15 protein-coding genes, 4 tRNA genes and 2 rRNA genes are annotated in these 25,944 nt (G+C 43.8%); 8 read left to right on the top strand and 13 right to left on the bottom strand.

The features are described 5' to 3' along the window. Window positions 1–61: 61 nt before the first annotated feature. The 4 genes from recD to Q7657_RS11795 form a co-directional block, all read right to left on the bottom strand. Entirely contained in the window at window positions 62–2,131 is a 2,070-nt protein-coding gene (recD, locus tag Q7657_RS11810) for an exodeoxyribonuclease V subunit alpha (RefSeq protein WP_107167221.1), read from the bottom strand. Next, on the bottom strand, window positions 2,124–5,747 hold the full coding sequence (gene recB / locus Q7657_RS11805) for an exodeoxyribonuclease V subunit beta (RefSeq protein WP_107167222.1): 3,624 nt from the start codon (window positions 5,745–5,747) through the stop codon (window positions 2,124–2,126). Before recB ends, recD begins: the two co-directional genes overlap by 8 nt. A 276-nt stretch (window positions 5,748–6,023) precedes the next feature. Then, complete coding sequence (recC, locus tag Q7657_RS11800; RefSeq protein WP_107167223.1) at window positions 6,024–9,485, bottom strand: exodeoxyribonuclease V subunit gamma; 3,462 nt, start codon at window positions 9,483–9,485, stop codon at window positions 6,024–6,026. 200 nt (window positions 9,486–9,685) lie between these two features. Further along, the gene (locus Q7657_RS11795; RefSeq protein ID WP_107167224.1) at window positions 9,686–10,678 is read right to left on the bottom strand and encodes a TDT family transporter; all 993 of its coding nucleotides are present in this window, start codon (window positions 10,676–10,678) and stop codon (window positions 9,686–9,688) included. 209 nt (window positions 10,679–10,887) lie between these two features. Between Q7657_RS11795 and Q7657_RS11790 the strand changes: the two genes are divergently transcribed. Further along, window positions 10,888–11,775: a LysR substrate-binding domain-containing protein gene (locus Q7657_RS11790; RefSeq protein ID WP_107167225.1), complete on the top strand. Its 888-nt coding sequence runs from the start codon at window positions 10,888–10,890 to the stop codon at window positions 11,773–11,775. A gap of 27 nt (window positions 11,776–11,802) precedes the next feature. Here Q7657_RS11790 and Q7657_RS11785 read toward each other — a convergent pair whose 3' ends face one another. After that, the gene (locus Q7657_RS11785) at window positions 11,803–12,489 is read right to left on the bottom strand and encodes a DNA-3-methyladenine glycosylase I (RefSeq protein ID WP_107167226.1); all 687 of its coding nucleotides are present in this window, start codon (window positions 12,487–12,489) and stop codon (window positions 11,803–11,805) included. Between the two features lie 81 nt (window positions 12,490–12,570). Here Q7657_RS11785 and Q7657_RS11780 point away from each other — a divergent pair, with 81 nt between their 5' ends. Together Q7657_RS11780 and dapD are read left to right on the top strand one after the other, a co-directional pair. Next, a complete protein-coding gene (locus tag Q7657_RS11780) occupies window positions 12,571–12,876 on the top strand; it encodes a YebG family protein (RefSeq protein WP_107167227.1) in 306 nt (101 codons plus the stop codon). 335 nt (window positions 12,877–13,211) lie between these two features. Further along, window positions 13,212–14,243 (top strand): 2,3,4,5-tetrahydropyridine-2,6-dicarboxylate N-succinyltransferase, encoded by a 1,032-nt coding sequence (gene dapD / locus Q7657_RS11775; protein WP_107167228.1) that lies wholly within the window; start codon window positions 13,212–13,214, stop codon window positions 14,241–14,243. 102 nt (window positions 14,244–14,345) lie between these two features. Here the strand turns inward: dapD and Q7657_RS11770 are convergent, their stop codons facing one another. Continuing rightward, a complete protein-coding gene (locus Q7657_RS11770; protein WP_107167229.1) occupies window positions 14,346–14,684 on the bottom strand; it encodes a hypothetical protein in 339 nt (112 codons plus the stop codon). A 315-nt stretch (window positions 14,685–14,999) separates the two neighbouring features. On the opposite strand from Q7657_RS11770, the gene gadC reads away from it, so the two are divergent. From gadC to Q7657_RS11750, 4 genes are all read left to right on the top strand, one after another. Continuing rightward, window positions 15,000–16,517: a glutamine/gamma-aminobutyrate antiporter GadC gene (gene gadC / locus Q7657_RS11765; protein WP_107167230.1), complete on the top strand. Its 1,518-nt coding sequence runs from the start codon at window positions 15,000–15,002 to the stop codon at window positions 16,515–16,517. Between the two features lie 10 nt (window positions 16,518–16,527). Continuing rightward, a complete protein-coding gene (gene glsA / locus Q7657_RS11760; RefSeq protein WP_107167231.1) occupies window positions 16,528–17,472 on the top strand; it encodes a glutaminase A in 945 nt (314 codons plus the stop codon). Window positions 17,473–17,487: 15 nt separating this feature from the next. After that, the gene (gad, locus tag Q7657_RS11755) at window positions 17,488–18,888 is read left to right on the top strand and encodes a glutamate decarboxylase (protein ID WP_107167232.1); all 1,401 of its coding nucleotides are present in this window, start codon (window positions 17,488–17,490) and stop codon (window positions 18,886–18,888) included. Window positions 18,889–19,026: 138 nt separating this feature from the next. After that, on the top strand, window positions 19,027–19,641 hold the full coding sequence (locus Q7657_RS11750; RefSeq protein ID WP_107167233.1) for a trimeric intracellular cation channel family protein: 615 nt from the start codon (window positions 19,027–19,029) through the stop codon (window positions 19,639–19,641). Between the two features lie 2 nt (window positions 19,642–19,643). On the opposite strand, the gene Q7657_RS11745 is transcribed toward Q7657_RS11750, so the two are convergent. Next, window positions 19,644–20,834 (bottom strand): MFS transporter, encoded by a 1,191-nt coding sequence (locus Q7657_RS11745; RefSeq protein ID WP_258178296.1) that lies wholly within the window; start codon window positions 20,832–20,834, stop codon window positions 19,644–19,646. A gap of 307 nt (window positions 20,835–21,141) precedes the next feature. Here Q7657_RS11745 and Q7657_RS11740 point away from each other — a divergent pair, with 307 nt between their 5' ends. Beyond that, window positions 21,142–21,669 carry a glycine zipper 2TM domain-containing protein gene (locus Q7657_RS11740; RefSeq protein WP_107167235.1) on the top strand — a complete coding sequence of 176 codons (528 nt, stop codon included), beginning with the start codon at window positions 21,142–21,144 and terminating at the stop codon, window positions 21,667–21,669. Between the two features lie 213 nt (window positions 21,670–21,882). Here the strand turns inward: Q7657_RS11740 and Q7657_RS11735 are convergent. From Q7657_RS11735 to Q7657_RS11710, 6 genes are all read right to left on the bottom strand, one after another. Further along, window positions 21,883–21,959, bottom strand: a tRNA-Asp gene (locus Q7657_RS11735). Window positions 21,960–22,095: 136 nt separating this feature from the next. Beyond that, a 5S ribosomal RNA gene (rrf, locus tag Q7657_RS11730) occupies window positions 22,096–22,211 on the bottom strand. 85 nt (window positions 22,212–22,296) lie between these two features. After that, window positions 22,297–25,187 (bottom strand): 23S ribosomal RNA (locus Q7657_RS11725). A 386-nt stretch (window positions 25,188–25,573) separates the two neighbouring features. Continuing rightward, window positions 25,574–25,649, bottom strand: a tRNA-Val gene (locus Q7657_RS11720). Window positions 25,650–25,678: 29 nt separating this feature from the next. Further along, window positions 25,679–25,754 (bottom strand) — tRNA-Lys (locus tag Q7657_RS11715). A 21-nt stretch (window positions 25,755–25,775) separates the two neighbouring features. After that, window positions 25,776–25,851, bottom strand: a tRNA-Glu gene (locus Q7657_RS11710). Window positions 25,852–25,944: the final 93 nt, after the last annotated feature.

Raw genomic sequence — 25,944 nt, 5'->3', positions numbered from 1 at the left:
CCTAAGAACAACGCCAGCATCAATGCTGGCGTTTTTTGTTTTCTAACTCGCAACAATCACGTTAAACCAATAACTCAGATAATCCACTAGCACGTTCAGTACGCACTTGCACGCTGCGACGAATCACATCAGGTTGCGCATACAAATACAGTCTTGCTTTTGCACGGGTAATACCGGTGTAAATCAGCTCTCGGGTTAAAATTGGCGTAAAATCGTGTGGCAACACCATCACGGTATCAGCAAATTCCGAACCTTGCGATTTGTGGATCGTCATTGCAAACACCACTTCATGCTCAGGAATACGGCTTGGTAAGAAACCACGGTTCGTGCCATCGGGCATTTCAAAATACACTTTTAAACGGCGTACACCATCTACCGCTTCCGTTTCAGGCTCTAACATGGTGATACCAATATCACCGTTATACAAACCGACAGCGTGATCATTACGAGTGATCATAATCGGACGACCTTGATACCAAGTATCATCCCCCGGATTGATCTTACCGCGATGTGTTAACTCTTTTTCAATTCGGTAATTTAAGCCAGCGACACCAAAATCACCTTCACGTAATGCACACAATAAACGCACGTTGGCAAACGCATCTAATACCACTTTGGGCTCACGTTGCTCAGCAATCGCATCCAAATAATCAAAATAGAAAGTCGTCACCTGATTGATCATCGACTGATAACTTTCAGTGGATAACGCATAGTGATGGATATCTTTAAAGCCTTGCTGCCATACTTTATCAACCAGCGCAGGACGACCACTGTTGATCGCTTTCGCTAATTGACCAATACCAGATTGGGAATGGAAGCGATAACTCTTTTGTAGCATACATAAACAATCTGCCACCAAGCTTAAATCTAACGAAGTGCTATGTAAGTCATAGCCTGTTAATTGGCTTAATACCTGACCTTGTGAACCACTATAGCCTTGGTTTGCAAACGAGCAGATATCACCTAACACTGCACCTGCTTCCACTGATGCCAACTGATCTCTATCACCTAATAAAATCAGTTTTGCGCCAGCTGGCATTGCATCTAATAAACGCGCCATCATGGGTAAATCAACCATTGAAGCTTCATCTACCACCAACACATCTAGGTGCAGTGGATTGTCTTTATGATGACGAAACTCAACCCGCCCCGGAATCGCCCCTAATAGGCGGTGAATCGTGCTCGACTGCGTTGGAATACGCTCTTTTACCGACTTATCGATAGGCAATGATTTAACCGCCGAACTAATCGATTCTGTCAGTCGTGCCGCAGCTTTACCGGTTGGTGCTACCAGCATGATATTAGGGATATGCTCATCACCTGCTTGCATCACCAGTGCCGCTAACAGTTTTGCTACCGTGGTAGTTTTACCGGTACCCGGGCCGCCTGAAATCACCGCAAATTGTCGAGTTAACGCCACGGCTGCAGCCACTTTCTGCCAGTTCAAACACGCATCTAATGGGATCAAACTATCAAGCTGCGCTAAATCAGTTTGTTGTTTTGCCGCACTTAAAACAGCATCGATACTCGCCCAATCAAGCGATTCAGGTTTAACAATATCAAGCATGTCACAGACTAGTGTTTGACGAGCTTGCGGCGTGTCAGCGTTGGACAACGCTTCAAACAGATAGCCATAAGAAACAGGGAACAAACTATCTAACGCTTGATGCATCTCAGTCAGTTGCTCAGCATTAAATATCTGCTGTTGATTATCTGCATTTTTCGCCATTGATAAGATCTTATCAGCAACGGTCTGTTCAAATTGCCAATAACGGCTTAAGTACAAACGACCATGTTCAATCACGAGAGGCGTAGCGGCCACATTACCGGCTTTTACTGTCGAAACAACAGTAAATTGGGTAAGTAATTCCGCCCATAAAGCGGGCTCTGGTATGCCATCTAAAAGCTCAATCGCCACACGAGATGGTAAGCCCAATAAGCGTTGTGGTGTGATCTTATCTAGCATCACACACACATGCCCTTTACCTAGCTCATTACTGGCAATGGCGGCCACCAATGCCGCTAAATCAGCCTGTTCAGCAGGGCTATGTTGCGCTACAAATTTGGCAAACTGGTAATCAAGCTGACGTAACACACCTTGTTTAGTTAATGCTTGTAGTCGTTTAAGCATGAGGTAATGCTCCATCAATTAATAAATCCAGTTCATCTAATAGTGCTTGCGATGGTTTCGCATGGAAAATGCCACTGTCACTGCCCGCCTGAATACCCCGTAAGAACAGGTAATACACGCCACCGAAATGGGTATCGTAATCATAATTAGGAATACGGCTACGTAAGAAACGTTGCAGTGCTAAAGCATAAATTTGGTACTGCAAGTCGTAGCGGTGATCACGCATCGCTTCCACTAACTGCTCGCCACGATAGACTTGCGGATCATCACCCAAATAATTCGATTTCCAGTCAAGCACGTAGTATTTGCCTTGATGCTCAAACACCAAGTCGATAAAGCCTTTTAGCATCCCACTAACCGAGCTAAACCCTAACTCGCCCGCTTTGGCAGAAATGGCATCATGTTTTGCGATCACTTTGTTTAGTAATGGTGATTGCAGCATTTCAATCGGCAACAAAAACTCCATTTCAGTTAAGCGTTGTTGTGGCGTTTTTTCTGCCAGCAACAATTGCTCACCATCAAGCGCACAATTGAGCACATCTTGAATTAGCTGCTGCAATACAGGTAGCCACGCCAATTCATAATGCTCCAGCTCAAGCAACTCGGTTAACTTGGCGATCGTTTCTGGGCTATCAACTGGACGGGTAAATTCAATTTCTTCAAACACGGTATGCAAAAACGTACCCGGACGCGCACCACGAGGGAAAGTATAAATGGAGTATTCTGGCTCTAACTCAACCTCGGTATCAGGGCTTTCTGCACCGTCATTTTGCAGCGTATCCGTTTGGACCGAATCAATATCAAAGCCCGGCAGATCTAAGCTGCTATCATGGTGTGCTTGATGCCCTTGTTTTACCAAGTTGGAATAACTAGTCATCCACCAATTACGTTCAATCTGACGTTCAAACTCACGACGGGTTAATGTTTGGCTTTGCTCATCCAGTGCTTCCCATTTATCTTCAGGGAGCACTGGCGGCTCTGCAATCGTGATAGTTGGTTGTGTTTCAGATAACTTCGCCAGTGCAAGCTCTAACGCTGCCACACCACACTCTTCGCCATTTTGGATTAAATAACCCATGGCTGATTTATGCAGTCCCGTTGGCTCTTTGGTGCTACGACCATTTCGAACTGGTGCCATACCCACAAAACAACCGTACACCGCACGGGTCAGAGCAACGTAAATCAAACGTAAGTCTTCAGCTAAACGCTCTTTATCTGCTTTAACAACCGAGTCTTCATGCTTGGTGATATCTAAAATCGTTACATTCTCGGCTTCATCGTGATATTTCACTTCACCTTTGTTATCAACGGCACGGAAGCTACACACAAACGGCATAAACACCAGATCGTATTCCAAACCTTTTGATTTATGGATAGTGACGATTTGCACCAAGTTACGCTCTGATTCCAGACGTAAAATTTGCTCATCAGCATTGCCATTTGGCTCTGCCACATTTTCAGCTAACCAACGTAGCAATGCGTAATCACTGTCTAAGGTTTGACTGGCTTCTTGCAGCAATTCGCCTATATGCAGTAAATCCGTTAAACGACGCTCACCGCCTTCTTCAACTAACAAACGCTCAGCGATATTATTTTTCGCCATGACGCTGCGCAGCATCGGCATCACACCGCGCTTTTGCCATTGCTGACGATATTGTTTAAAGCTATTTACCGCAATTTCCCATTCGTTCTCATCGTTATTAAGGGTATCAAGCTCAATCGCCGTTAACGCAAATAAACCAGACGCTAGTGCCGCTCGCAGCGCGCGATCATCTTCAGGAGTTAATACTGCTTGCAGTAAACGTTGAACATCTGCCGCTTCTGCGGTTGAAAATACGCTGTCACGATTCGATAAATACACACTGGCAATGCCTTGGCGTGCTAACGCTTCCCGCACTAACTTGCCTTCACGACCAGTTCGCACCAGTACCGCAATATCACCCGCTTTCACAGCTTTAGCCTCACCACCTTCTTTATCTAAAAAGTAGCCTTGCCCTTGTTGTGAGCGCTCAAGAATATGCTGAATTTGCGCTGCGGTGGCCTGCGCCATAGTAGATTCATATTCACCTTTGGTAACAGGTTTACCCTCATCGCTATCTTGCAACCAGAAAGTTAACGCGTGCTGTTTTTCGCCATTGAGCCACCAGCTTCGCTCTGGTGCTTTCGGGCTATGACCAACAGGTTCAAAAGTAATGTCTTGATCGTAAATAAACGGACTATTTGGATGGGCAAAAACACTATTCACAGAGGCAATCATATCGGCAGTCGAACGCCAGTTTGTGCCTAGCGTGTAATGATCTTGTACCTGTCGACGAGCTTGAATATAGGTAAAAATATCAGCGCCGCGGAAAGCATAAATCGCCTGCTTCGGATCACCGATCATAAATAAACCACACTCAGGATGATCTTTATAAACAGCGCTAAAAATACCGTACTGTAATGGGTCGGTATCTTGGAATTCATCTATCATCGCAACCGGATATTGACTGCGGATCTTACTTGCCAGCAGATCATCTTGATCATTCTCGATCGCTGTACCTAACTGAGTAAGAAGATCGTCAAACGATAACCAGCCTTTATGTGCTTTGGCTTGAGCGAGTAGCGTGCGACAACGTTCAATCGCATGAGCTAATAATGGATCCCGTAACGTCGCAGGGTTATCAATCAAGTCATCGATAGCCACAAACACACTATGTTGCGGTGCTTCACCTTTCGGGGTTTTCTCGCTTAATACTCGCTGTGAAAACTTATCTAATTTATCGGGTAGCTCATAGCTATCAGTGGCTGCATTTGCCCACTCATTTACCTGTGCTAGCCAAGCGGGTAAGCTCTTTTTGGTATAGCTGCGCTTATTTACGTCAGAATTCGCAATTAACGCTTCTAAATCGGCAAAGTGCTCTTTCCACAACGTCTTAAAGCCATTAATGCGCTCGAGGTTTTGTTGGTGTAATTGTTCTAAATCCGCCGTCATGGCTGAGACAGATAATTTGACTGGTGCACCAGTTAAGCTATTACCGATATCTTTTAATAAGGCTGCTGGCGATGACCATAAATCACGAATTTGTGATGCCAGCGAGCGAGGTAATTGATAGAAATGGCTTCGCCAATAATCGGCTACCACCAAGCTTTTAAGCTGGCTTTCATCAGTAACAAATTCATTGTTGAAACGACAGCCTGATTCAAACGCATTTTGAGTCAACATTCGCTGACAGAAACCATGAATGGTATAAATCGCCGCTTCATCCATTTGGCGCTCTGCCTGCAATAAAATATTCGCTGCCGCTTTATGATCTGGATATTCCGTTAACAATGGCTCAATCACAGGATCATTACTAACACCTCGGCTAAAAGCGAGTCGTGCATCATGGATACGAGCACGAATACGATCACGTAGTTCAGCGGTTGCTGCTTCAGTAAAGGTCACCACGAGGATCTGATCAACGGTAAGCTCTGTAGCGTGGCGTGTTTGTGCGCAGCCATGACCTAACAATAAACGAAGGTATAAACTGGCAATGGTGAAGGTTTTCCCCGTACCCGCTGAGGCTTCTATTAAACGGGTGCCATGCAGTGGGAACGCCATTGGCTGCAAAATGTTGGTCTGCGTTTGTGCCGTCATGATTTTACTTGTCCCATATCATCAAATTTGAACGCTAAAATGATCATTGTTATTTCAAGGTGATCTTGCTCACATCACTAATGTGATCAAACACTTATAAGCGAAGATTAAACGATCAAATCCTGTTTTATTCTAATATTGTGAGAACTTACTCACGGTTTGTCTTACAGCGGTTAGTTAGTATCAGCGCCAGAAACTTGGTCACCTCTGGACCGGTGGCCGTACAGCGAACACCCTACAATTAATAATGATTTGCTGGCGGCCACACTACTCTCTTTATTCCTGCTCTACTTCTTCACTGTTTAGCACTGCCGCTTGTAACACTTTCAATGCCAATACATAACTGGTTTTCGCAAGCTCATCATTCCAATGTGTCCACACCCGATTGATGTACTCATCAGCCCCTTCACCAGCAAAAAGATAACCATCGTTAAAACAACCCGCCATCTTGTCGTAAGCTTTTTCAACCGTCAGTTCGTCATCTTTCCAATTACCTTGTTTATCAACACAAGCTTGAATGCCGGCATGTGCCGTTTTCGGGAAATACGCCAATGGCTGGTTTAAACCTTGATAGTAAAGCTCGATTAATTCTTGTAGGTAACGTTTAGCCGTTGCGGCATCAATAGGATGCAGAATAAGGTATTTATCGGTGCCAATAAGATGTGTTTTTTGCATCGCTTGAGGTTGGCTAATGGCTAAACACAGGTGATCACACCAAGCCGCCAGTAAATCCACCGAGCGTACTTTACCGCTTCTAAAACGCATTAGACCTGATTGATAACGCTGCTTTAACCAGCCTTGTAGCAAAACAGGATGACCATTAACATCAAAGCGAATGCCCACCTCTTGATCTGCTAATGGCGCATGCACCAAAGGCTCAATTTTATCGACCAACTCCCCAACAGAAGTGCGGCTAGCATCTAAGTCAATTTCACCAAATGCCGCTACCGGTAATCGACCTGCCGCTTTTTGCTCTTGTGCAAAATGACTAAAGATCTGATCAGGATCTTGGTTCGTCATCTTGGCATCGAGTAACAAACCTAACAGATCATTTTTGATGTGATAGCTTTCTAGCTGATTAAGCACAAATGGCTCATCATCTTCAAGCAAGCCCATTGGTGGCTCGAAGTAAACTTTCAAACGGCGGTTAAAGAAATAACGTACCGGTAAACGCCAAAAACGTTGTAGCTCGGCAAGCTCTAACACTTGTTGCTGATCGTCTGCAATTGGCTCTGGTGGTAATTCACCAAGTTGGAATGGCTGACTCGCTTGTCCTTCACGAGCTGCTGCAGGTAACCATTCAATGGCATAACTGCCTTTCTCGCCAGTAAATGCACTTGGGCTAAATGGTACTAATGGATGGTGCTCAATCAGTTTTTGTTTAATATTTTCTGCTGATTCATCAACCGCTAATGGCTCATCACCTTCAAGGCAGTAACCTTGCTGGCAGTATTCCACCAGCTCACTAACCAAGACTGAAGCTATCTTCTCAGCGTTATCTTGAATCGAGCGTCCAACATAGCTGATATACAAGGTTTGCTGCGCAGAAAGCAATGCTTCTAAGAATAGATAACGGTCATCATCACGACGGGAACGATCGCCAGCTTTAGTGCGACCATTCATTAAATCAAATCCTTCAGGCGCAATGTTACGAGGGTAAGCACCGTCATTCATGCCAAGCAAACACACCACATCAAAAGGGATCGATCGCATTGGCATCAAGGTACAGAAGTTTACTTGCCCAGCAAGGAAACGTTGGCTAACTCGCTCGCCCGATAGTTTATCGCGCAAGTATTGAGTTAACACCGCTGGCGTAATCTCGGTTTGATACCCTGCATCTGAAAGCTGCTCTTGTAAGCGGTGTACGTTATCGCGGATCGATTTCAGAACTAATTCGCCTTCAAGCTCAACAGCAAAGAAATCATCCAATAGTTGATTCAATATGTCTGACCAACCAGCGACTGTGTGCGGCTCCGCTAACACTTCACGGTAACTAATTAAGCAATCAATAAAACCTGCCAACTGACCAGCTAATTCTGCATCAATACCCTGCACTTGATCGTAAGCAGAAATGCCTTCAAACAAGCCCGTATCATGCGGCATGGCATAACCCAGTAACATTCGCTGAATACCAAACAGCCAGGTGTTTTGCATCTGCTCAGGAAGATCAAATTGACTCGATGTATGTTGATCTAAGCCCCAACGCACCCCTGCTTCTTCTATCCACTGTTTTACTTTCTCAAAGCTTTGGCTATCAAAACCAAACTTATTCATCACCGCAGGTACTTCTAATAGCTCTAGCAATTCGGAAGCGTGACAGCGGCTATCTGGCAGAGTTAATAGACGTAAAAAAGCCAACAAGATTGGGTTTTCTTGTTCTGCGGTTCGGTCAGAAATGGAGAATGGGATGTAGCGATTACCCGGCGCATTACCAAATACCGCTTGGATCGCAGGGCTGTAAGCATTGATATCTGCCACCATTACAATAATATCGCGCGGCTTAAGATCTGGATTTGCCTCAAACATGGCTAAGAGCTTGTCGTGTAGCACTTCCACTTCACGCATTGGGCTATGACAGGCATGAATAGAGAGTGAGTTATCATCTGCAGCAATGGGGAATTTATGCTCGCTAGATTCAAGCAAGGTATCATCTTGGCGATCCACCAAGTTTAAAATGTCGGCTTGAATAGCATGTAATAAGTTATCAGATTCAATATCAACAAAACCCGCATCTACTTCGTTCACTTGCATCTCTGATAACAAGTACATGTTATCACGACCAAGCTTACCCATTGACGCTAATAAGCTATTACCCACCATGCCGTTTTGCATATCATCGTCATAGTGATTTTCATCGCTATCTTTTAATACATCAATCGTCGCTGAGATGTCCTGCTCGTTATCAATGGTCTGTAGTTTTACACGCTTGCTTGCAGCTAATCGGGCGAGATGTTTACGATCGCGAATATCCCCCCAGTAATAACGACAAGGGTTGGTAAACATTAAATGCACGTCAATATGCTCACCAATAGCGGCAAGTGCATCTAAATAACGTGGGGGTAATGATGAGATCCCAAACACAAACAAACGCTGCGGTAAACCTGCTGCAATTAATGCTTCTTTACCTTGGGATGCGTTGTAGTTTTGTAGTGTTTCAATAAAGTGTTCGTACAAGTTGGCACGATGATAAGGCGATTGCCCTAATGCCAACGTCTGATCATACAGTGCTTGCCATAAAATAGGCTGCCAAGGGTGTTCACCTTCTAATTCAGCAACCGTTTCTCCCGCTTCCCACTGTTGGATCCACTCAGGGCGATACACCAAATATTGGTCAAAAATATCGGCAATCTTTTCGGCTAATTGATAGCACTTTAAGTTGTCGTCATCACCGTCTAAATAGCGCTGTAGTGCTTCAAACTCTGGTTGGTCAAACTGTGCTGGCAACACTTGCATTAACTTCCACGTCATCGCTTCTTTGTTAAATGCACTACGCTCTGGTACATCTGCCAATACTTGGGTAAACATCTTCCAAATAAAGGTCGCAGGCAGTGGAAAATCAATATTGGCTGCGACACCTAATGATTTCGCCAGCTCCATTTTTAGCCACTGCGACATCCCTGGGCTTTGCACCAGAATTTGTTCTTTTTCAAATGGATTGGCTAACGGTTGTAGCCGAATAAGCTCCACCAGCAAAGATTTTAGCAGGTCGAGTTGATTTGAATGGTAGACAGTAAACACTTAGGGATCTCACAGCAGGTGATGAATAACTAAATTGTCTACCATGAATTGAATACTGTAAATACATACAGGCGGAAATATTAAAATATCGTCTTAGCCCTAAAACAAAAAAGCCCGATCTCCTAGATCGGGCAACACACAAAATATCGGTAATAGAGTAGGCAAATATCCTTAACTTACCTGCCTACCTACCATCGCTATCAGATATTTTGTGGACAGTGTTTACTGCTTTTAAATAGTCCACTGAATGGACGGTAAAATGCTAAATAACGAATTGCTACATAGCCAATGATAATACTTGCAACATAAAGTTCGATGGTTGCTAGACCGTGTACTTGCGCAACATAGTGAGCATCAAAGCCGTAATTTTTCATCCACGCTGCAGTTTTAAATAGTGCTGTTGCACCAATTGCCATTGGGAACGTAAAGGCTGCATAACCTGGGCTAAACTCTAAGCGTAATAAACGGAAGAAAGCTAAGTAAATAACCGCTGTCATCAACACTGCAATACCTGCAAGTAATGCAACCACTACTGGTGATGGATTTGCAGTCACTGTTAAGTAACCCGCTAATGATAGACTTGCTGGTGCTGCCATAATAGCAATGGTTGGTTTTGCAGCATCTGGCACTTCAACACGGAACATAAAACGGTAAATCATCATTGGAAGCATAACTGCGTATGACAACATACCAAAGATTAACAATACGTTTGCTAATGGGTGTAACTCTGCAATACCAGGGAACGACACATCAGCAACAATAATACCGATTGGCGGTACGAACCAACTTGGCACCATGTGATGAAGATGGAAATCGCATGCACGGTGGTAAATAAATAGTGTTAAGAAAATAGCGTGTAACGCAACGGCAAATAACCAAAGATAAGCGCCAGCTTGCGCTGATAGGTATAAACCAATCGCTTTTGATACCACCATTAATGCCATCGCAAAAGTAGGAACAACACTACCCACTACATGGTGAGATAAATCATCCCATAATAATTTTGGATGGAATATAAATTTTGTAATTAGAACAAGTAACATTAATGCCGCAATAACCGCACCTGTCATTTGAGCGTAGCCATGCAGTGTTGCACCATTTTCCCAGCACCATAAAACACTACCAATACCCAGTGCTAAACCTGCCATTGGTGTTGGTGCACCAGCTACTTTTCTTTTCGTCGTCTTAATCATGTTCTCTCTCCGCCTTTATCTGATAGCTCTTAGCGAATTGTCTGTGTCTTTTTGATGTAGTAAGTATATCCAGCTTGATTGTTTTATAATATCTGAATATATTTAACTACATGTTAAGTTAAACTGAACTAAAATTTTAGAGGCGAGATTTTACCGTCGTTTAATTTTAATAACGACCTTGCACAATGAGTTTTCAACAAAGGATAGTTATGAATATAGCGCTAAAACAATTGAAAGTTTTCGTAACCGTTGCTCAAGAACGTACCATTACCGCAGCCGCCGACAAATTATTCCTATCAAAGCCAGCCGTGAGCATGGCTTTATCTGAGCTAGAAAAGCAGCTTGATCATAAACTGTTTGATCGCAACAACAACCGCCTACTGATCAACGAACAAGGTAAGAAACTACTACCGTTAGCTGACGAATTATTAGCACGTTCTAACACCATCGAAAAACTGTTTGATCAAGACGATATTATTGCTGGCGAATTAAAGATTGGATCCAGTGATACAGTGGGTAACCAACTCACCCCGTTTTTGATCCGAGACTTCCGAGCTAACACCCAGCATCAGCACCAAAAATTGTTCATTTCAAATACAGCCCATGTTTGCCAAAAACTCAGTGAATTTGAGTTAGATGTCGGTTTTGTTGAAGGTAAAGTACAGCACCCAGATCTTATTGTGCAGCCATGGCTTGAAGATAATATGGTGGTGGCTTGTCACCCAGAACATCCACTGGCACAAATTGAAGAATTACGTTTATCTGATCTGGAAGATTCCGAATGGGTACTGCGCGAAACAGGCTCTGGTACACGTGAGTTTTTCTTAAATCGTTTAGCGCCACGTTTAGAGCACTGGACGCCAGCTTTTGAGCTTAATACTACAGAAGCAATCATCAATAGTGTTTCCGCTGGGCTTGGTATTACCTGTATTTCTCAACGAGCAGCCATGCATGCTGTCGAAGAAAAACGCATAGCCTTACTGCCAATGCCATTAGATATGCGACGCCAATACTGGTTAATATTCCATAAAGAAAAATACCAAAGCCCATTGCTAGAATCCTTTATTCAATTTAGCCAGCAATGGACATTTGATTAATCGCCATAACACGCCTTCAAAAGCTGGTTAAACACGATTATCACCCACACTATAAGCAATGATTTGGCTGATCTCAGTAAGAGATCGGCCTGATTCTTGTTGCCAATCATTAAACGCATGTTGCGCATTGCGCCATGACTTCAAGCTGTCTCGTCCACCATCCACAATGCCTGTATGACGCAAATAACTTTCTACATCTTTAGTAAACAAAAAGCTGTCTTTGCCCATTGCACGTAAACTGTAAGCACCTGTTTTTCCGCCTAAACGTTTACCGTGTTTCTTTAAATATAGCCATAAGCCTACGATATCTTGCTCAGGCCATTCGGCCACCATATTGGCAAATGAGCCATATTCGATAGCGGCACGGTGGATCATGTTGGCATTATCAGGGATAGTCATTACCTTCTTTAAGTCACGAATGATCTCAGGATCTTGGGCTTTACGCTCCCACATTTCTTCAGGCATCAAGCCCATTTTCTCGATATCAAAGCCAAAGAAGACCTTTTCAAACCCTTCCCATTTATTGCGTACAACTTGCCAACGGATCCCACACTGAAAGATCTTCTGGGTTAAACATGCAAGCCAACGATCGTCGGTAATTTGTTGTAACTCTGTGCAACTAAGTGGGGTCGATAATCGCTGCTCTAATGCGATATCACCGCCCTTTCTTTCTGCAGCACGAGTGTAAATCTGGTTAAATTTTTCTCTGGTCATCACATTAACACGCTTAGCACTGGACGAAGCCAGTATGCTACTGTATAAACAGCCAGTAAATCAATTTGGGAGAGGATGACCATGGCTGTTATCGTCAAATATGTAGTTGAGCGTAACGGAGAAGAAAAGATGACTTTCACCTCTAAATCCGAAGCCGACGCATACGACAAAATGCTAGATATGGCGGATGATATGTTTGCTTTACTGAGTGAAAGTGAGCTATTCGAAGATGAAGCCAAGCAAGAAGAACTATCAATGTTCTTAGCGCAAAAGCGTGAAGAAGTATTAGTCGCATTAGGCGCAAAAAAAGCAAAACCTGCAGCGAAAAAAAAGCCAGCGAAGCCTGAGCTAGTCGCTGATGACGAAGCGCAAGAAGACGCAGCATAATTTTTTAATTATCCCGTTCGCTGTCAAAACCTCCTCTGTGGAGGTTTTTTTATACCTCGATTTTTTTCTATTTTATTTATCACTGAGTTACTCACAGCAAATTGCTCCGTGTATTCGCACTATTTCAATCCATTCAGGCAATATTTCCGTGAATAATCCATCATTTTGCTCTGATTCTTCGTTCCACTCTTCTATATCTTTAAAACTCTCTTTATGATGGTTTCATTAACCGAGAGTTATTGCGCTTGTAATAACCTGTCGGGCTCATCTTGATGTTCCACCTCAATGTAAGGTGTATTCAACATCGCATTTTTTGTAATGGAGAACAGGTAATAATGTCTAGCTTTTCACTTGCCCTAGGTACAGCCACTAAAAACCGTGATGGAAAAATCATTGAAGCGTTTTTCCCTACCCCAACGCTACATCCATCAGAAGATCTAGTAAAAAGCATCGCAGCTATCGTTGATTACCGTGGTGGTAACCAAGCGATTGAAGTAACACCAGAGCAATGTGCCGCTATCGCTTCTGCATTTGAAGATGCTAACGATGAAGTCAGCGCACAATTTGCAGCAAAAGCAACGCTATCATCACAGCCACTTGTAATGGTGATGCTAAAAACTGACATCGCACCAACCTCTGTTGCTGAAGGTTTCCTAAAGCTACAACTTATCTCTCACCGTTTAGTTAAGCCTCATGGTGTGGTGCTTGATGGTATCTTCGGCCTACTACACAACATCGCATGGACAAACAAAGGTCCTATCGATCTGCCAGAGCTTGCTGAGCGTCAAATGGATGCACGTCTAAACGGTGAAACAATCACTGTCGACTGTGTAGACAAGTTCCCTAAAATGGTCGATTACGTGGTACCAACAGGTGTTCGTATTGCTGATACATCTCGCGTTCGTCTTGGCGCACATGTTGGTGAAGGCACAACGGTTATGCACGAAGGTTTCATCAACTTCAACGCAGGTACAACAGGTGTGAGCATGGTTGAAGGCCGTATCTCTGCTGGTGTTGTTGTCGGTGATGGTTCTGATATCGGTGGTGGTGCATCTATCATGGGTACGCTTTCTGGCGGCGGTAAAGTAGTAGTTTCTATCGGTGAAAACAGCCTACTAGGTGCGAACGCTGGTCTTGGTTTCCCAATGGGCGATCGTTGTACTATCGAATCAGGTCTATACGTAACAGCGGGCTCTAAAGTACAAATGCTTGATGCTAACGGTAAACCAGTAGAAGTGGTTAAAGCACGCGATCTTGCTGGTAAGCCAGATCTACTGTTCCGTCGTAACTCAATGACGGGTCAAATCGAATGTTTAACCAACAAAACAGCGATTGAGCTAAACAGCGAGCTACACAGCAACAACTAATTTCGTTGCTAACTCGATAATAAAAAGCGGCGCACTGTAATAAGTGCGCCGCTTTTTTATAATGTCATTTAAATAAACCTATTTTTTATAAGAGATAACGGTTTATTTTTCTGTTTCCGTATTCTCTGTTTTCTTTTGAATGATATAAACAAAAGGATTATTGAATGAGAATTTACTCCCCTTAGTGGTTAAGCGCTTATCTTTCATCGCCCCTAACACTTCTTTCTGCGTTTTAATTAATGCAAAGAATCTCAGCATAATAAAACCAATTAAAATCGGTAAAAATACCGATCCCGCCTCATTTGATTTCAAAATAAAACTCACTGCTAGCCAACCTGCAATCATCGCCAGCAATAAATAAAAGGGCGCAGTTTTTAATTCAATCTGAATCTCGTTATCCGTTTCGCGTCGCTGAAAAAAGAATTTCACTGTTTCATCCACCTGTTAATTCACTGAATTTAGAATCTCATATCCCGATAAACGCTATCAAGTAGATTTGTATTTATAAATATAAATACACGCTCATTTTCCATCGAAATAAAAACAAAAATTGTTCACTTTTACACTATTTATTCATTAAAACAACATTAATATTTGCAACTTCAAGTATTCATTTTAGGAATATTAAAAAAAGAACCTTGGTGCTACTTTTTTTCTATTAGGTTTTTTCTGCTTTCGTATAGCGTTTATTTCGTTATATCGCCATGAGAGACCTAATAAAAATCTTAAATATGGAAATAATAAAAGTAGGTCAATATGGCTAGTACAGACACGATTAAAAAAGGGAGAATTGGCGTATTCGCCTTGGCAATGTTAAACATTGTTGCCGTGGTCAGTTTACGTGGTCTTCCAGCAGAAGCGGAATATGGTTTAAGTTCGATCTTTTATTACATTTTTGCCGCTGTGGTTTTTCTTATTCCGGTATCACTGGTTGCAGCAGAGCTTGCAACAGGTTGGTCTGAAAAAGGCGGTATCTTCCGCTGGGTAGGTGAAGCTTTTGGTCCAAAAATGGCATTAGTTGCCATGTTTATGTTATGGATTGAAGTGACAGTGTGGTTCCCAACCGCATTAACATTCGGCTCAGTGTCGCTTGCCTTTATGGGTCCAAACCACTCATTTGACCAAGCCCTTTCAGAAAATAAATTCTTTGTACTAGCAATTGTGTTAGCTATTTACTGGATAGCGACTTTCATTGCCTTACACGGTACAGAAGCCTTCTCTAAAGTTGCTAAATGGGGTGGCTTAATCGGTACTGTGATCCCTGGCATCGTCTTAATTGTCTTAGGCTTTTCTTACTTCTTTGCCGGCAATACTCCACAAATCCAATTAGGCTGGGATAAGTTAATCCCTGACTTCTCTAACTTTAATAATGTTGTTCTCGCTGCCAGCATCTTCTTGTTCTATGCCGGTATGGAGATGAACGCTATTCACGTTAAGGAAGTTGATGATGCGCCTCGTAACTACCCTATTGCGATTGCCATTGCAGCCATTGGTACCGTGTGTGTATTCGTACTCGGTACACTTGCAATTGCCTTTGTTATTCCTCAAAAAGACATCAGCTTAACTCAAAGCTTACTTGTCACTTACGATGACATGTTTGCATGGGCTGGCATTAGCTGGGCTGCACCTATCATGGCAGCATGTTTAGCTCTCGGCGTATTAGCGGGTGTTGTAGGCTGGGTTGCAGGTCCATCTTCAGGTCTACTTGTCGTAGCGAAAGGCGGTTACTTACCTCGTTTTTGGCAATACACCAATAAACACGGTATGGCATCACACATCATGTTGATGCAAGGTCTACTTGTTACCGCGCTATCTGTTGTTTTCGTAGTATTACCATCAGTGCAAGCGGCTTATCAAATCTTAAGTCAGCTCACCGTGATCCTATATCTTGTGATGTACCTACTGATGTTTGCAGCAGCGATTCACTTACGTTACAGCCAACCTAATCGCCCTCGTGCGTTCAAAATCCCTGGTGGTAACGGGGGTATGTGGTTCATTGGTGGTCTAGGTTTTGTAGGCTCTTTAACTGCATTTCTATTCTCATTCATTCCACCGGGTCAGATCTCTGTCGGTAGCCCAGAAGAATACGTCGGTATCTTAGTGGCGCTAACCATCATCTTTGTCTCTGTTCCGCTATTTATTTACAAAGCCCGCAAACCACACTGGAAAGATCCAGCGGTTACAGACTTTGCGCCATTCACTTGGGAAATTGAAAACGTTCATCCAGGTGTTATTAACCCATCAGACAAAGTTACTCACACATTGAATCAATAAGGAGATGAATATGTCGTGTTGTAAAAAAGATGTCGCTGCCGTTATGCAACAAGCCTTTGATTTGCATAAAGACAACAAAGATGGCGCTAATGCTTCTTACATTCCGTTCCTAGCATCGGTTCCATCAGAGTTATGTGGGTTGGCTTTCGTCTCAGTCACAGGCGAAGTCATCAAAATCCAAGATGTTGACTATAGATATGCCATTGAGTCAATTTCAAAAATCATGACATTAGGTTTAGCGCTGGAACAATCAGGTGCTGATGCAGTTCACAGTAAAATTGGTGCCGATCCAACGGGCCTGCCATTTAACTCTGTGATGGCGCTTGAGCTTCATGACGACAAACCATTAACCCCACTCGTCAACGCAGGGGCAATGGCGACTGTGAGCTTAATTGAAGCGGATGATAAAGAGCAACGCTGGCAAAAAATTCTGGCGTTTCAATCCGCCCTTGCCGCTGCTGATATTGAGCTATCAGAGGATGTTAACCAGTCAGAGCAAACCACCAATGCACATAACCGTGCTATGGCATTGCTACTGGAATCCTCTAATCGTATTTACTCAGATCCGCTTGAAGCGTGCGATGTATACACCCGTCAATGTTCAACGCTATTTAATACTGTTGAACTCGCAACGGTAGGTGCCACTTTTGCTAACGGAGGCAAAAATCCTGTCTCTGGGCAGCAAATCGTTAGTCCTGAAAATGCCGCACATATTTTAGCGGAAATGATGATGGAAGGACTTTACGACACCTCTGGCGACTGGGCTTATGACGTCGGTTTGCCGGGTAAAAGTGGCGTCGGTGGTGGCTTACTGACCATCATTCCAAATGTAGGTGCACTCGCTGCATTCTCCCCACGTCTAGACCAATTTGGTAATAGCGTACGTGGACAATTAATGATTAAACATGTCGCTCAAACAATGAGTTGGAACTTGTTTAATAGCAAGCAACACTAAGGTAGGAAGAAAATTATGGCTCTTCATGAAGTAAATCGTCAAAACGAGAATGATCCAATCTTTGGCTCAGACACTATCAACAACGTTGCGGCAACTACTAAGCTACCACAGCACGAACAAGCACCTAACGTGATCTATCAAATGATCCGTGATGAACTTTACCTTGATGGTAATGCGCGTCAAAACCTTGCGACCTTCTGCCAAACTTGGGAAGAAGATGAAGTGCATAAATTAATGGATCTTTCCATTGATAAAAACATGATTGATAAAGATGAATACCCTCAGTCTGCTGAAATTGAAGGCCGTTGTGTTCATATGTTAGCGGATTTATGGAATTCACCAGAATCAGCCACTACCGTCGGTACCTCAACCACAGGTTCAAGTGAAGCCTGCATGTTAGGTGGTTTGGCGGCGCTATGGCGTTGGCGTGAAAAGCGTCGTGCGCTAGGTCAACCAACCGATAAACCAAACATGGTTTGTGGTCCTGTCCAAGTATGTTGGGAAAAATTTGCCCGCTACTGGGACATTGAAATGCGTGAAACAAAAATGTCTGATGGCCATTACTACATGACCCCTGAAGACATGTTAGAGCTTGTCGATGCTAACACCATCATGGTAGTACCAACCTTCGGTCAAACCTTTACTGGTTTATACGAAACAGTAAAACCATTATCTGATGCGCTAGATACTTACGAGCATGATACTGGTAACTCAATTGATATCCACGTCGATGGTGCAAGTGGTGCAATGTTAGCACCGTTCTGTGCTCCAGAAATTGAACCTTGGGATTTCCGCTTACCACGTGTTAAATCAATCAGTACTTCAGGCCATAAATTTGGTTTAGCCCCACTGGGTTGTGGTTGGGTTGTATGGCGTAACAAAGAAGATCTACCAGAAGGTTTAGTATTCCATGTCAACTACTTAGGTGGTGATATGCCAACCTTCGCCTTGAACTTCTCTCGTCCAGCAGGACAAATCATTGCGCAATACTACAACTTCCTTCGCTTAGGTTATGAAGGCTACAAACGTATTCACGATAACAGCTATAACGTCTGTGAGTACCTAGTAAAAGAACTCAGCAAATTTGATCTCTTCGAGTTCCTCTTTGATGGTAACCGTGAAAAAGGTATTCCAGCGATTTCTTGGCGTTTAAAAGCCAATGCTGACGTGCCATTTAGCTTATATGACTTAGCTGATCGTCTACGTACCCGTGGTTGGTTAGTACCGGCTTACAGCTTACCTGCGAATGCACAAGATATTGTGGTTCAGCGTATCTTAGTAAAACAAGGTTTAACCATTGACCTTGCTAACTTGCTCATCGCTGACTTCAAACGTTCTATCGATTTTCTAAACGCTCACCCACAAGCAGTGTGTGAAGAAAAAGATGTGCAGACATTTGATCATAGTGGTCGTTAATTAACGCACTAAGAAACGCTAAAGGCCGGTTAACTCCGGCCTTTTTATTTTTGCAAACACTAAGCCCATTTTTGCTCCTCGCCTATCCTTTTTTACATGCTAGATTTATACCCATCTCCTTGATCGTATAGGCTCACTATGTTTATTCACACTATCGAAATTATCTGCATTATTGCCTTTGCATTGAGTGCTGTGATCAGTGAGTCTAACAAAGGCAAAGACATTGTCAGTATCATGGTAATTGGCTGGGTAACCGCACTCGGTGGCGGTACTGTTCGGGATGTGATTCTTTCAACTAACCAAGTATTTTGGATCCGAGATCCCTCGTATTTTTGGACAGCATTGATCAGCTCATTTGTAGGCTTCTTTCTAGCTTCACATTTACGCCGGATCAAAGCAGAGCGTCTGATCGTCGTGCTTGATGCTGTAGGTATTTCCATGTTCTCAGTGTTAGTCACCAAAGATCTGACCGCTCAACATTATGCACCTTATGTTGCAATCACCATGGGAATGATCACTGCGGTATTTGGTGGCGTATTGCGTGACATTCTGACTAACCGTCCAACCATGTTTAACAACACTGAATTCTATGCCAGCCCAGTCATTATTGGCTGTTATTTATATATTCTACAAACCCAGCATCACATCAACCCAGACGTAGCAACACTCACCAGTATTGGCTTTATTATCGCGTTGCGTATGTATATTGTAATTAAGAAGATCACCTTCCCTCGTTGTTTACTCTTAAAGTAACGCTATTCATTTTCAAGCGAGGCACACGCTACGCTCTTTTTCCCAATCATGGCGAGTGCTAACCCTAATATTACAGTAATAAAAACAATCATCGCTAACGCATGCACATTACCTAAATGCACTCGCCAAGCAATAAAAATGAAGATCGCCGCAAATACCATCTGCCCTGCGCCTGATAACGCACTCACCGTACCAAACTTATTACTATAAGGAACAAGTAACAACGATTGGGAACATGGGTAGATCAACGCTTGTGCAATCGCCATTCCAATAAAACCGAATGTCGCCGTAAATAATGTCAGCGGCAATAATATAAATATACCTACCACGGTTAATTGAATCAGAGGGGCAATAAATACAATATGGTGAGTACCGTAAGACTTCCTTAAAATAAAACACAGCCAGCTAGCAAAAAGAAAAGCTATCGCAGGCACAATTGACCAATAAGCGTAGTTTTCTGAAGTCAGGTGTAATTGGTTTTCTAAAACAAACGGGGCAAGTGATCCTGAAAAAATAACTAATGCCCAATTAATCCAACCAATAACCGTATAAGAAAGGAAGTAACGATCTTTTAATAACGCATAGTAGTAATGAAATATCGGGATAATGGGAATAGAAGTGCGTAATTTAGGTAAGGTTTCCGGTAAATAAAACACTAATACCAAATACCCTAAAACGGTATAGATAAATAAACCAATAAAAACCGCTAACCAACCAAAGTGGTGATTCACCAACCCACCAACAATCGGAGAAAATATCGGTGTAAAAGCTGAAACTATCGATAACCCCGTCATGGCTGATAAGAAAAATTTATTCTTATAGCTATCATGTAACATCGCTCTAGCTATAACAGATTCACAGCCTCCACCAATCCCTTGAATAAAGCGTGCGAGTATTAAAAGATAAAAACAATCGTGAAAATACAACAGCAAGCCTAAACCTAAAATAGACAGGAATAGGCCGATTAATAAAATACGTCGCCTACCATAAACATAAGAAAGCGGACCATAAAATAGTTGAGATGGACCATATCCAATCAAATAACTAACGACGAGGCTTTCAGTAAGCGTTTGATTAATAGCGAAGTATTTTTGAATCCAAGGCAACAGTGGAAAAACAAGCCCTAAGCTTAATTGTCCCATGCTCACAATTAAAATAGCTAAAAAGAAAATATTCCAGTTCTGCTTAATCACGCCTGTTACTTGCTCAGTAAGGGGAGTTTTCGTTGAAGTATTCATGACAACACGCCAATAGAGTGTAAAGTGCGATGCTATTTTATGCCTCTCTCTTCACACAATTGACGCTTAGTTAATCAATTTAAGTTTTTTATATTCTCCTTTGCTTTAACGAAAAGCGAACAACTCAAATCATCAATATTTATAATCAATAACCATAAATACATTCACATTTTTACTATCAACTTACATTTATCTTACAAAACCCTGTCATAAAAAAGGAACTTATAAGGAAAATAGAGCCCAAGACATTTAGGAGAGCATTATGAAAAAGAACATGGTTTTAGGGTTAAGTGCACTTGTTGCGTTATCAAGCGTATCACTAACTGGCTGTAATGAAGATTCACATGCAAAAGAGCCAACAGTCGCACACATTTTATCTGTTGAAGCAGTAACAAAAACAGTAACAGAGCCACATGAAGTGTGTGAGCAAGTTGCTGTAACCCATAAAGCCGCTCCTAAGGACGAAAACAAAATCTTAGGCACAGTTGTCGGTGCCGTCGCAGGTGGCGTATTAGGTCATCAAGTTGGTGGTGGTAATGGTAAGAAAGTTGCAACTGTTGCTGGTGCTGTTGCTGGCGGTGCAGCTGGTAATGTTGTGCAAGGAAAGATGCAAGCAAATAACACAACGACGACAATGGAAAAACGTTGTCACACTGAGAATTCGAAAGTAGAAAAAACCATTGGTTACGATGTGACTTACAAGATAGGTGATGACGAAGATACCATTCGTATGGACAAGAAACCAACAGGCAAGACGCTACCAGTTAAAGATGGTGAAGTTGTTATCTAATTTTTAAAGTTAACTCAGCGCATTCCAAGCCCTGCTAGCCATAGTAGGGCTTTTGTTTATCTATGACTCATTTGCATATAACACATACAAAGACCTCAGCCTTTCGACTGAGTTTTTTTTATAAGTGACAGAACGGCTGTAAGCATTCAAATAGATTTAACTTATTTAAAACGTAAAAAAGCCCCGCTATTTCTAGCGAGGCTTCTTAATAAGTGGCGGAGCGGACGGGACTCGAACCCGCGACCCCCGGCGTGACAGGCCGGTATTCTAACCAACTGAACTACCGCTCCGACGAACATGGATGTTCTAATATCGCGAAGCCATGGATGGCTAAGAGCGATAACACCACATGCGATATCCATAGTTCAAATAGATATCTATTTTTTGCTTTCATCTTTTTCTTAAAAAGATGAAAACGAATAGGAAGCCTGGCGATGTCCTACTCTCACATGGGGAGGCCCCACACTACCATCGGCGCTATTACGTTTCACTACTGAGTTCGGCATGGGATCAGGTGGGTCCATAATGCTATGGTCGCCAAGCAAATTCGTTACAATCTTGAAAAGCTGATTCTCAAACACACGTTCAAGTGTTCTTGGAGTCCGTATAAAACCCCTTGGGTGTTGTATGGTTAAGCCTCACGGGCAATTAGTATCGGTTAGCTCAATGCCTCACAGCACTTACACACCCGACCTATCAACGTTGTAGTCTTCAACAACCCTTTAGAGACCTTGAAGGTCTAGGGATGACTCATCTTGAGGCTCGCTTCCCGCTTAGATGCTTTCAGCGGTTATCGATTCCGAACTTAGCTACCGGGCAATGCGTCTGGCGACACAACCCGAACACCAGCGGTTCGTCCACTCCGGTCCTCTCGTACTAGGAGCAGCCCCTCTCAATCATCCAACGCCCACGGCAGATAGGGACCGAACTGTCTCACGACGTTCTAAACCCAGCTCGCGTACCACTTTAAATGGCGAACAGCCATACCCTTGGGACCGACTTCAGCCCCAGGATGTGATGAGCCGACATCGAGGTGCCAAACACCGCCGTCGATATGAACTCTTGGGCGGTATCAGCCTGTTATCCCCGGAGTACCTTTTATCCGTTGAGCGATGGCCCTTCCATTCAGAACCACCGGATCACTATGACCTGCTTTCGCACCTGCTCGACTTGTCAGTCTCGCAGTCAAGCGGGCTTATGCCATTGCACTAACCTCACGATGTCCGACCGTGATTAGCCCACCTTCGTGCTCCTCCGTTACTCTTTGGGAGGAGACCGCCCCAGTCAAACTACCCACCAGGCACTGTCCGTAACCCCGATAAGGGGTCGACGTTAGAACATCAAGCATACAAGGGTGGTATTTCAAGGACGACTCCATAACCGCTAGCGCGATTATTTCACAGTCTCCCACCTATCCTACACATGTAGGGTCAATGTTCAGTGCCAAGCTATAGTAAAGGTTCACGGGGTCTTTCCGTCTAGCCGCGGGGACGCAGCATCTTCACTGCGATTTCAATTTCACTGAGTCTCGGGTGGAGACAGCGTGGCCATCATTACGCCATTCGTGCAGGTCGGAACTTACCCGACAAGGAATTTCGCTACCTTAGGACCGTTATAGTTACGGCCGCCGTTTACCGGGGCTTCGATCAAGAGCTTCGACCGAAGTCTAACCCCATCAATTAACCTTCCGGCACCGGGCAGGCGTCACACCGTATACGTCATCTTTCGATTTTGCACAGTGCTGTGTTTTTAATAAACAGTTGCAGCCACCTGGTATCTGCGACTCCCGGCAGCTTAGAGAGCAAGTCTCATCACCGCTAGGAGCGTACCTTCTCCCGAAGTTACGGTACCATTTTGCCTAGTTCCTTCACCCGAGTTCTCTCAAGCGCCTTGGTATTCTCTACCTGATCACCTGTGTCGGTTTGGGGTACGATTCCTTATAATCTGAAGCTTAGAAGCTTTTCCCGGAAGCATGGCATCAATGACTTCATCACCGTAGTGACTCGACATCGTATCTCAGCCTTAAGATGGTCCGGATTTGCCTAAACCATCAGCCTACATACTTGGACCTGGACAACCGTCGCCAGGCTCACCTAGCCTTCTCCGTCCCTCCATCGCAATTATAAGAAGTACGGGAATATTAACCCGTTTCCCATCGACTACGCCTTTCGGCCTCGCCTTAGGGGTCGACTTACCCTGCCCCGATTAACGTTGGACAGGAACCCTTGATCTTCCGGCGAGGGAGTTTTTCACTCCCTTTATCGTTACTCATGTCAGCATTCGCACTTCTGATACCTCCAGCGAGCTTTACAACTCACCTTCAACGGCTTACAGAACGCTCCCCTACCCAATAAGTAAAACTTCATTGCCGCAGCTTCGGTGTATAGCTTAGCCCCGTTAAATCTTCCGCGCAGGCCGACTCGACCAGTGAGCTATTACGCTTTCTTTAAATGATGGCTGCTTCTAAGCCAACATCCTGGCTGTCTGAGCCTTCCCACATCGTTTCCCACTTAGCTATAACTTTGGGACCTTAGCTGGCGGTCTGGGTTGTTTCCCTCTTCACGACGGACGTTAGCACCCGCCGTGTGTCTCCCGGATAGTACTTACTGGTATTCGGAGTTTGCAAAGGGTTGGTAAGTCGGGATGACCCCCTAGCCTTAACAGTGCTCTACCCCCAGTAGTATTCGTCCGAGGCGCTACCTAAATAGCTTTCGGGGAGAACCAGCTATCTCCGAGTTTGATTGGCCTTTCACCCCTAGCCACAAGTCATCCGCTAATTTTTCAACATTAGTCGGTTCGGTCCTCCAGTAAGTGTTACCTCACCTTCAACCTGCCCATGGCTAGATCACTCGGTTTCGGGTCTAATCCTAGCAACTATGACGCCCAGTTAAGACTCGGTTTCCCTACGGCTCCCCTAAACGGTTAACCTTGCTACTAAAATTAAGTCGCTGACCCATTATACAAAAGGTACGCAGTCACCCAACAAGTGGGCTCCTACTGCTTGTACGTACACGGTTTCAGGTTCTATTTCACTCCCCTCACAGGGGTTCTTTTCGCCTTTCCCTCACGGTACTGGTTCACTATCGGTCAGTCAGGAGTATTTAGCCTTGGAGGATGGTCCCCCCATATTCAGACAAGATAACACGTGTCCCGTCCTACTCGTTTTCACTGATAATGCGTTGTCGGTTACGGGGCTATCACCCTGTATCGCAGAACTTTCCAGAACTTTCACCTAACGCAAAACTAGCTTAAGGGCTAATCCGGTTTCGCTCGCCGCTACTGCCGGAATCTCGGTTGATTTCTCTTCCTCGGGGTACTTAGATGTTTCAGTTCCCCCGGTTCGCCTCGTGCTGCTATGTATTCACAACACGATACTTACTTATGTAAGTGGGTTTCCCCATTCGGAAATCCCAGAGTCACCGGTTTTTACTACCTCATCTGGGCTTATCGCAAGTTAATACGTCCTTCATCGCCTCTGACTGCCAAGGCATCCACCGTGTACGCTTAGTCACTTAACCATACAACCCCAAGAGGTTTCACTCTTAGTCTTCACTTAAAAAGTGAAATAAGTTGGTCAAACAACCAAGGTTTATGTCTAACACTTCGATCAAGAAAGTATTAAACGTTGGTTTTTCGCCGGACTCATTATTTGTCTTCACTTTAAAAAGTGAAAGCAAACAACAGACACTTGAATGTGTTTGTTTTTGAGAACTCGTTTTCATCTTTTGATGAAAACTATAAATCAATCTATTCGATTGAATTTACTAGTCAGCTTTCCAGATTGTTAAAGAGCATTGTGTTTCTTTCGAACCACTTTCTAACGATTTTCGGCGATAAGAATGCGGACTTAACAAAGAGATTCTTCATTAAATCTGCGAAATCCGTGCAGAAAACTTTTAGAGAGTGGTGGGCGATACCGGGCTCGAACCAGTGACCCCCTCCTTGTAAGGGAGGTGCTCTCCCAACTGAGCTAATCGCCCTCCGATGTTTTACATCTTCGAGGAGAAGATGGTGGGTCGTGCAGGATTCGAACCTGCGACCAATTGATTAAAAGTCAACTGCTCTACCAACTGAGCTAACGACCCAATATTCACTTCAAAGAGAAGTGGCGTCCCGTAGGGGAGTCGAACCCCTGTTACCGCCGTGAAAGGGCGGTGTCCTAGGCCTCTAGACGAACGGGACAATGTTCATACTTACTGTTGTTGGGCAACAATAAGTGGCTCTCTTACATTTTAACCAGGCAATCTGTGTGGACACTGCATTCAACAGCAAGTC

It is taken from the genome of Candidatus Photobacterium acropomis, assembly GCF_030685555.1.
Taxonomy (GTDB): Bacteria; Pseudomonadota; Gammaproteobacteria; order Enterobacterales; family Vibrionaceae; genus Photobacterium; species Photobacterium lucens.
Note: the sequence above shows the minus strand (reverse complement) of the source record. Positions and strands in the feature narration are given on the sequence as shown.

Excerpts from the sequence above, each read along its gene's own strand:
- recD (WP_107167221.1), bottom strand. The coding sequence starts at position 2,131 with ATGCTTAAACGACTACAAGCATTAACTAAACAAGGTGTGTTACGTCAG.
- recB (WP_107167222.1), bottom strand. The coding sequence starts at position 5,747 with ATGACGGCACAAACGCAGACCAACATTTTGCAGCCAATGGCGTTCCCA.
- Q7657_RS11795 (WP_107167224.1), bottom strand. The coding sequence starts at position 10,678 with ATGATTAAGACGACGAAAAGAAAAGTAGCTGGTGCACCAACACCAATG.
- Q7657_RS11790 (WP_107167225.1), top strand. The coding sequence starts at position 10,888 with ATGAATATAGCGCTAAAACAATTGAAAGTTTTCGTAACCGTTGCTCAA.
- Q7657_RS11785 (WP_107167226.1), bottom strand. The coding sequence starts at position 12,489 with ATGACCAGAGAAAAATTTAACCAGATTTACACTCGTGCTGCAGAAAGA.
- Q7657_RS11780 (WP_107167227.1), top strand. The coding sequence starts at position 12,571 with ATGGCTGTTATCGTCAAATATGTAGTTGAGCGTAACGGAGAAGAAAAG.
- dapD (WP_107167228.1), top strand. The coding sequence starts at position 13,212 with ATGTCTAGCTTTTCACTTGCCCTAGGTACAGCCACTAAAAACCGTGAT.
- gadC (WP_107167230.1), top strand. The coding sequence starts at position 15,000 with ATGGCTAGTACAGACACGATTAAAAAAGGGAGAATTGGCGTATTCGCC.
- glsA (WP_107167231.1), top strand. The coding sequence starts at position 16,528 with ATGTCGTGTTGTAAAAAAGATGTCGCTGCCGTTATGCAACAAGCCTTT.
- gad (WP_107167232.1), top strand. The coding sequence starts at position 17,488 with ATGGCTCTTCATGAAGTAAATCGTCAAAACGAGAATGATCCAATCTTT.
- Q7657_RS11750 (WP_107167233.1), top strand. The coding sequence starts at position 19,027 with ATGTTTATTCACACTATCGAAATTATCTGCATTATTGCCTTTGCATTG.
- Q7657_RS11740 (WP_107167235.1), top strand. The coding sequence starts at position 21,142 with ATGAAAAAGAACATGGTTTTAGGGTTAAGTGCACTTGTTGCGTTATCA.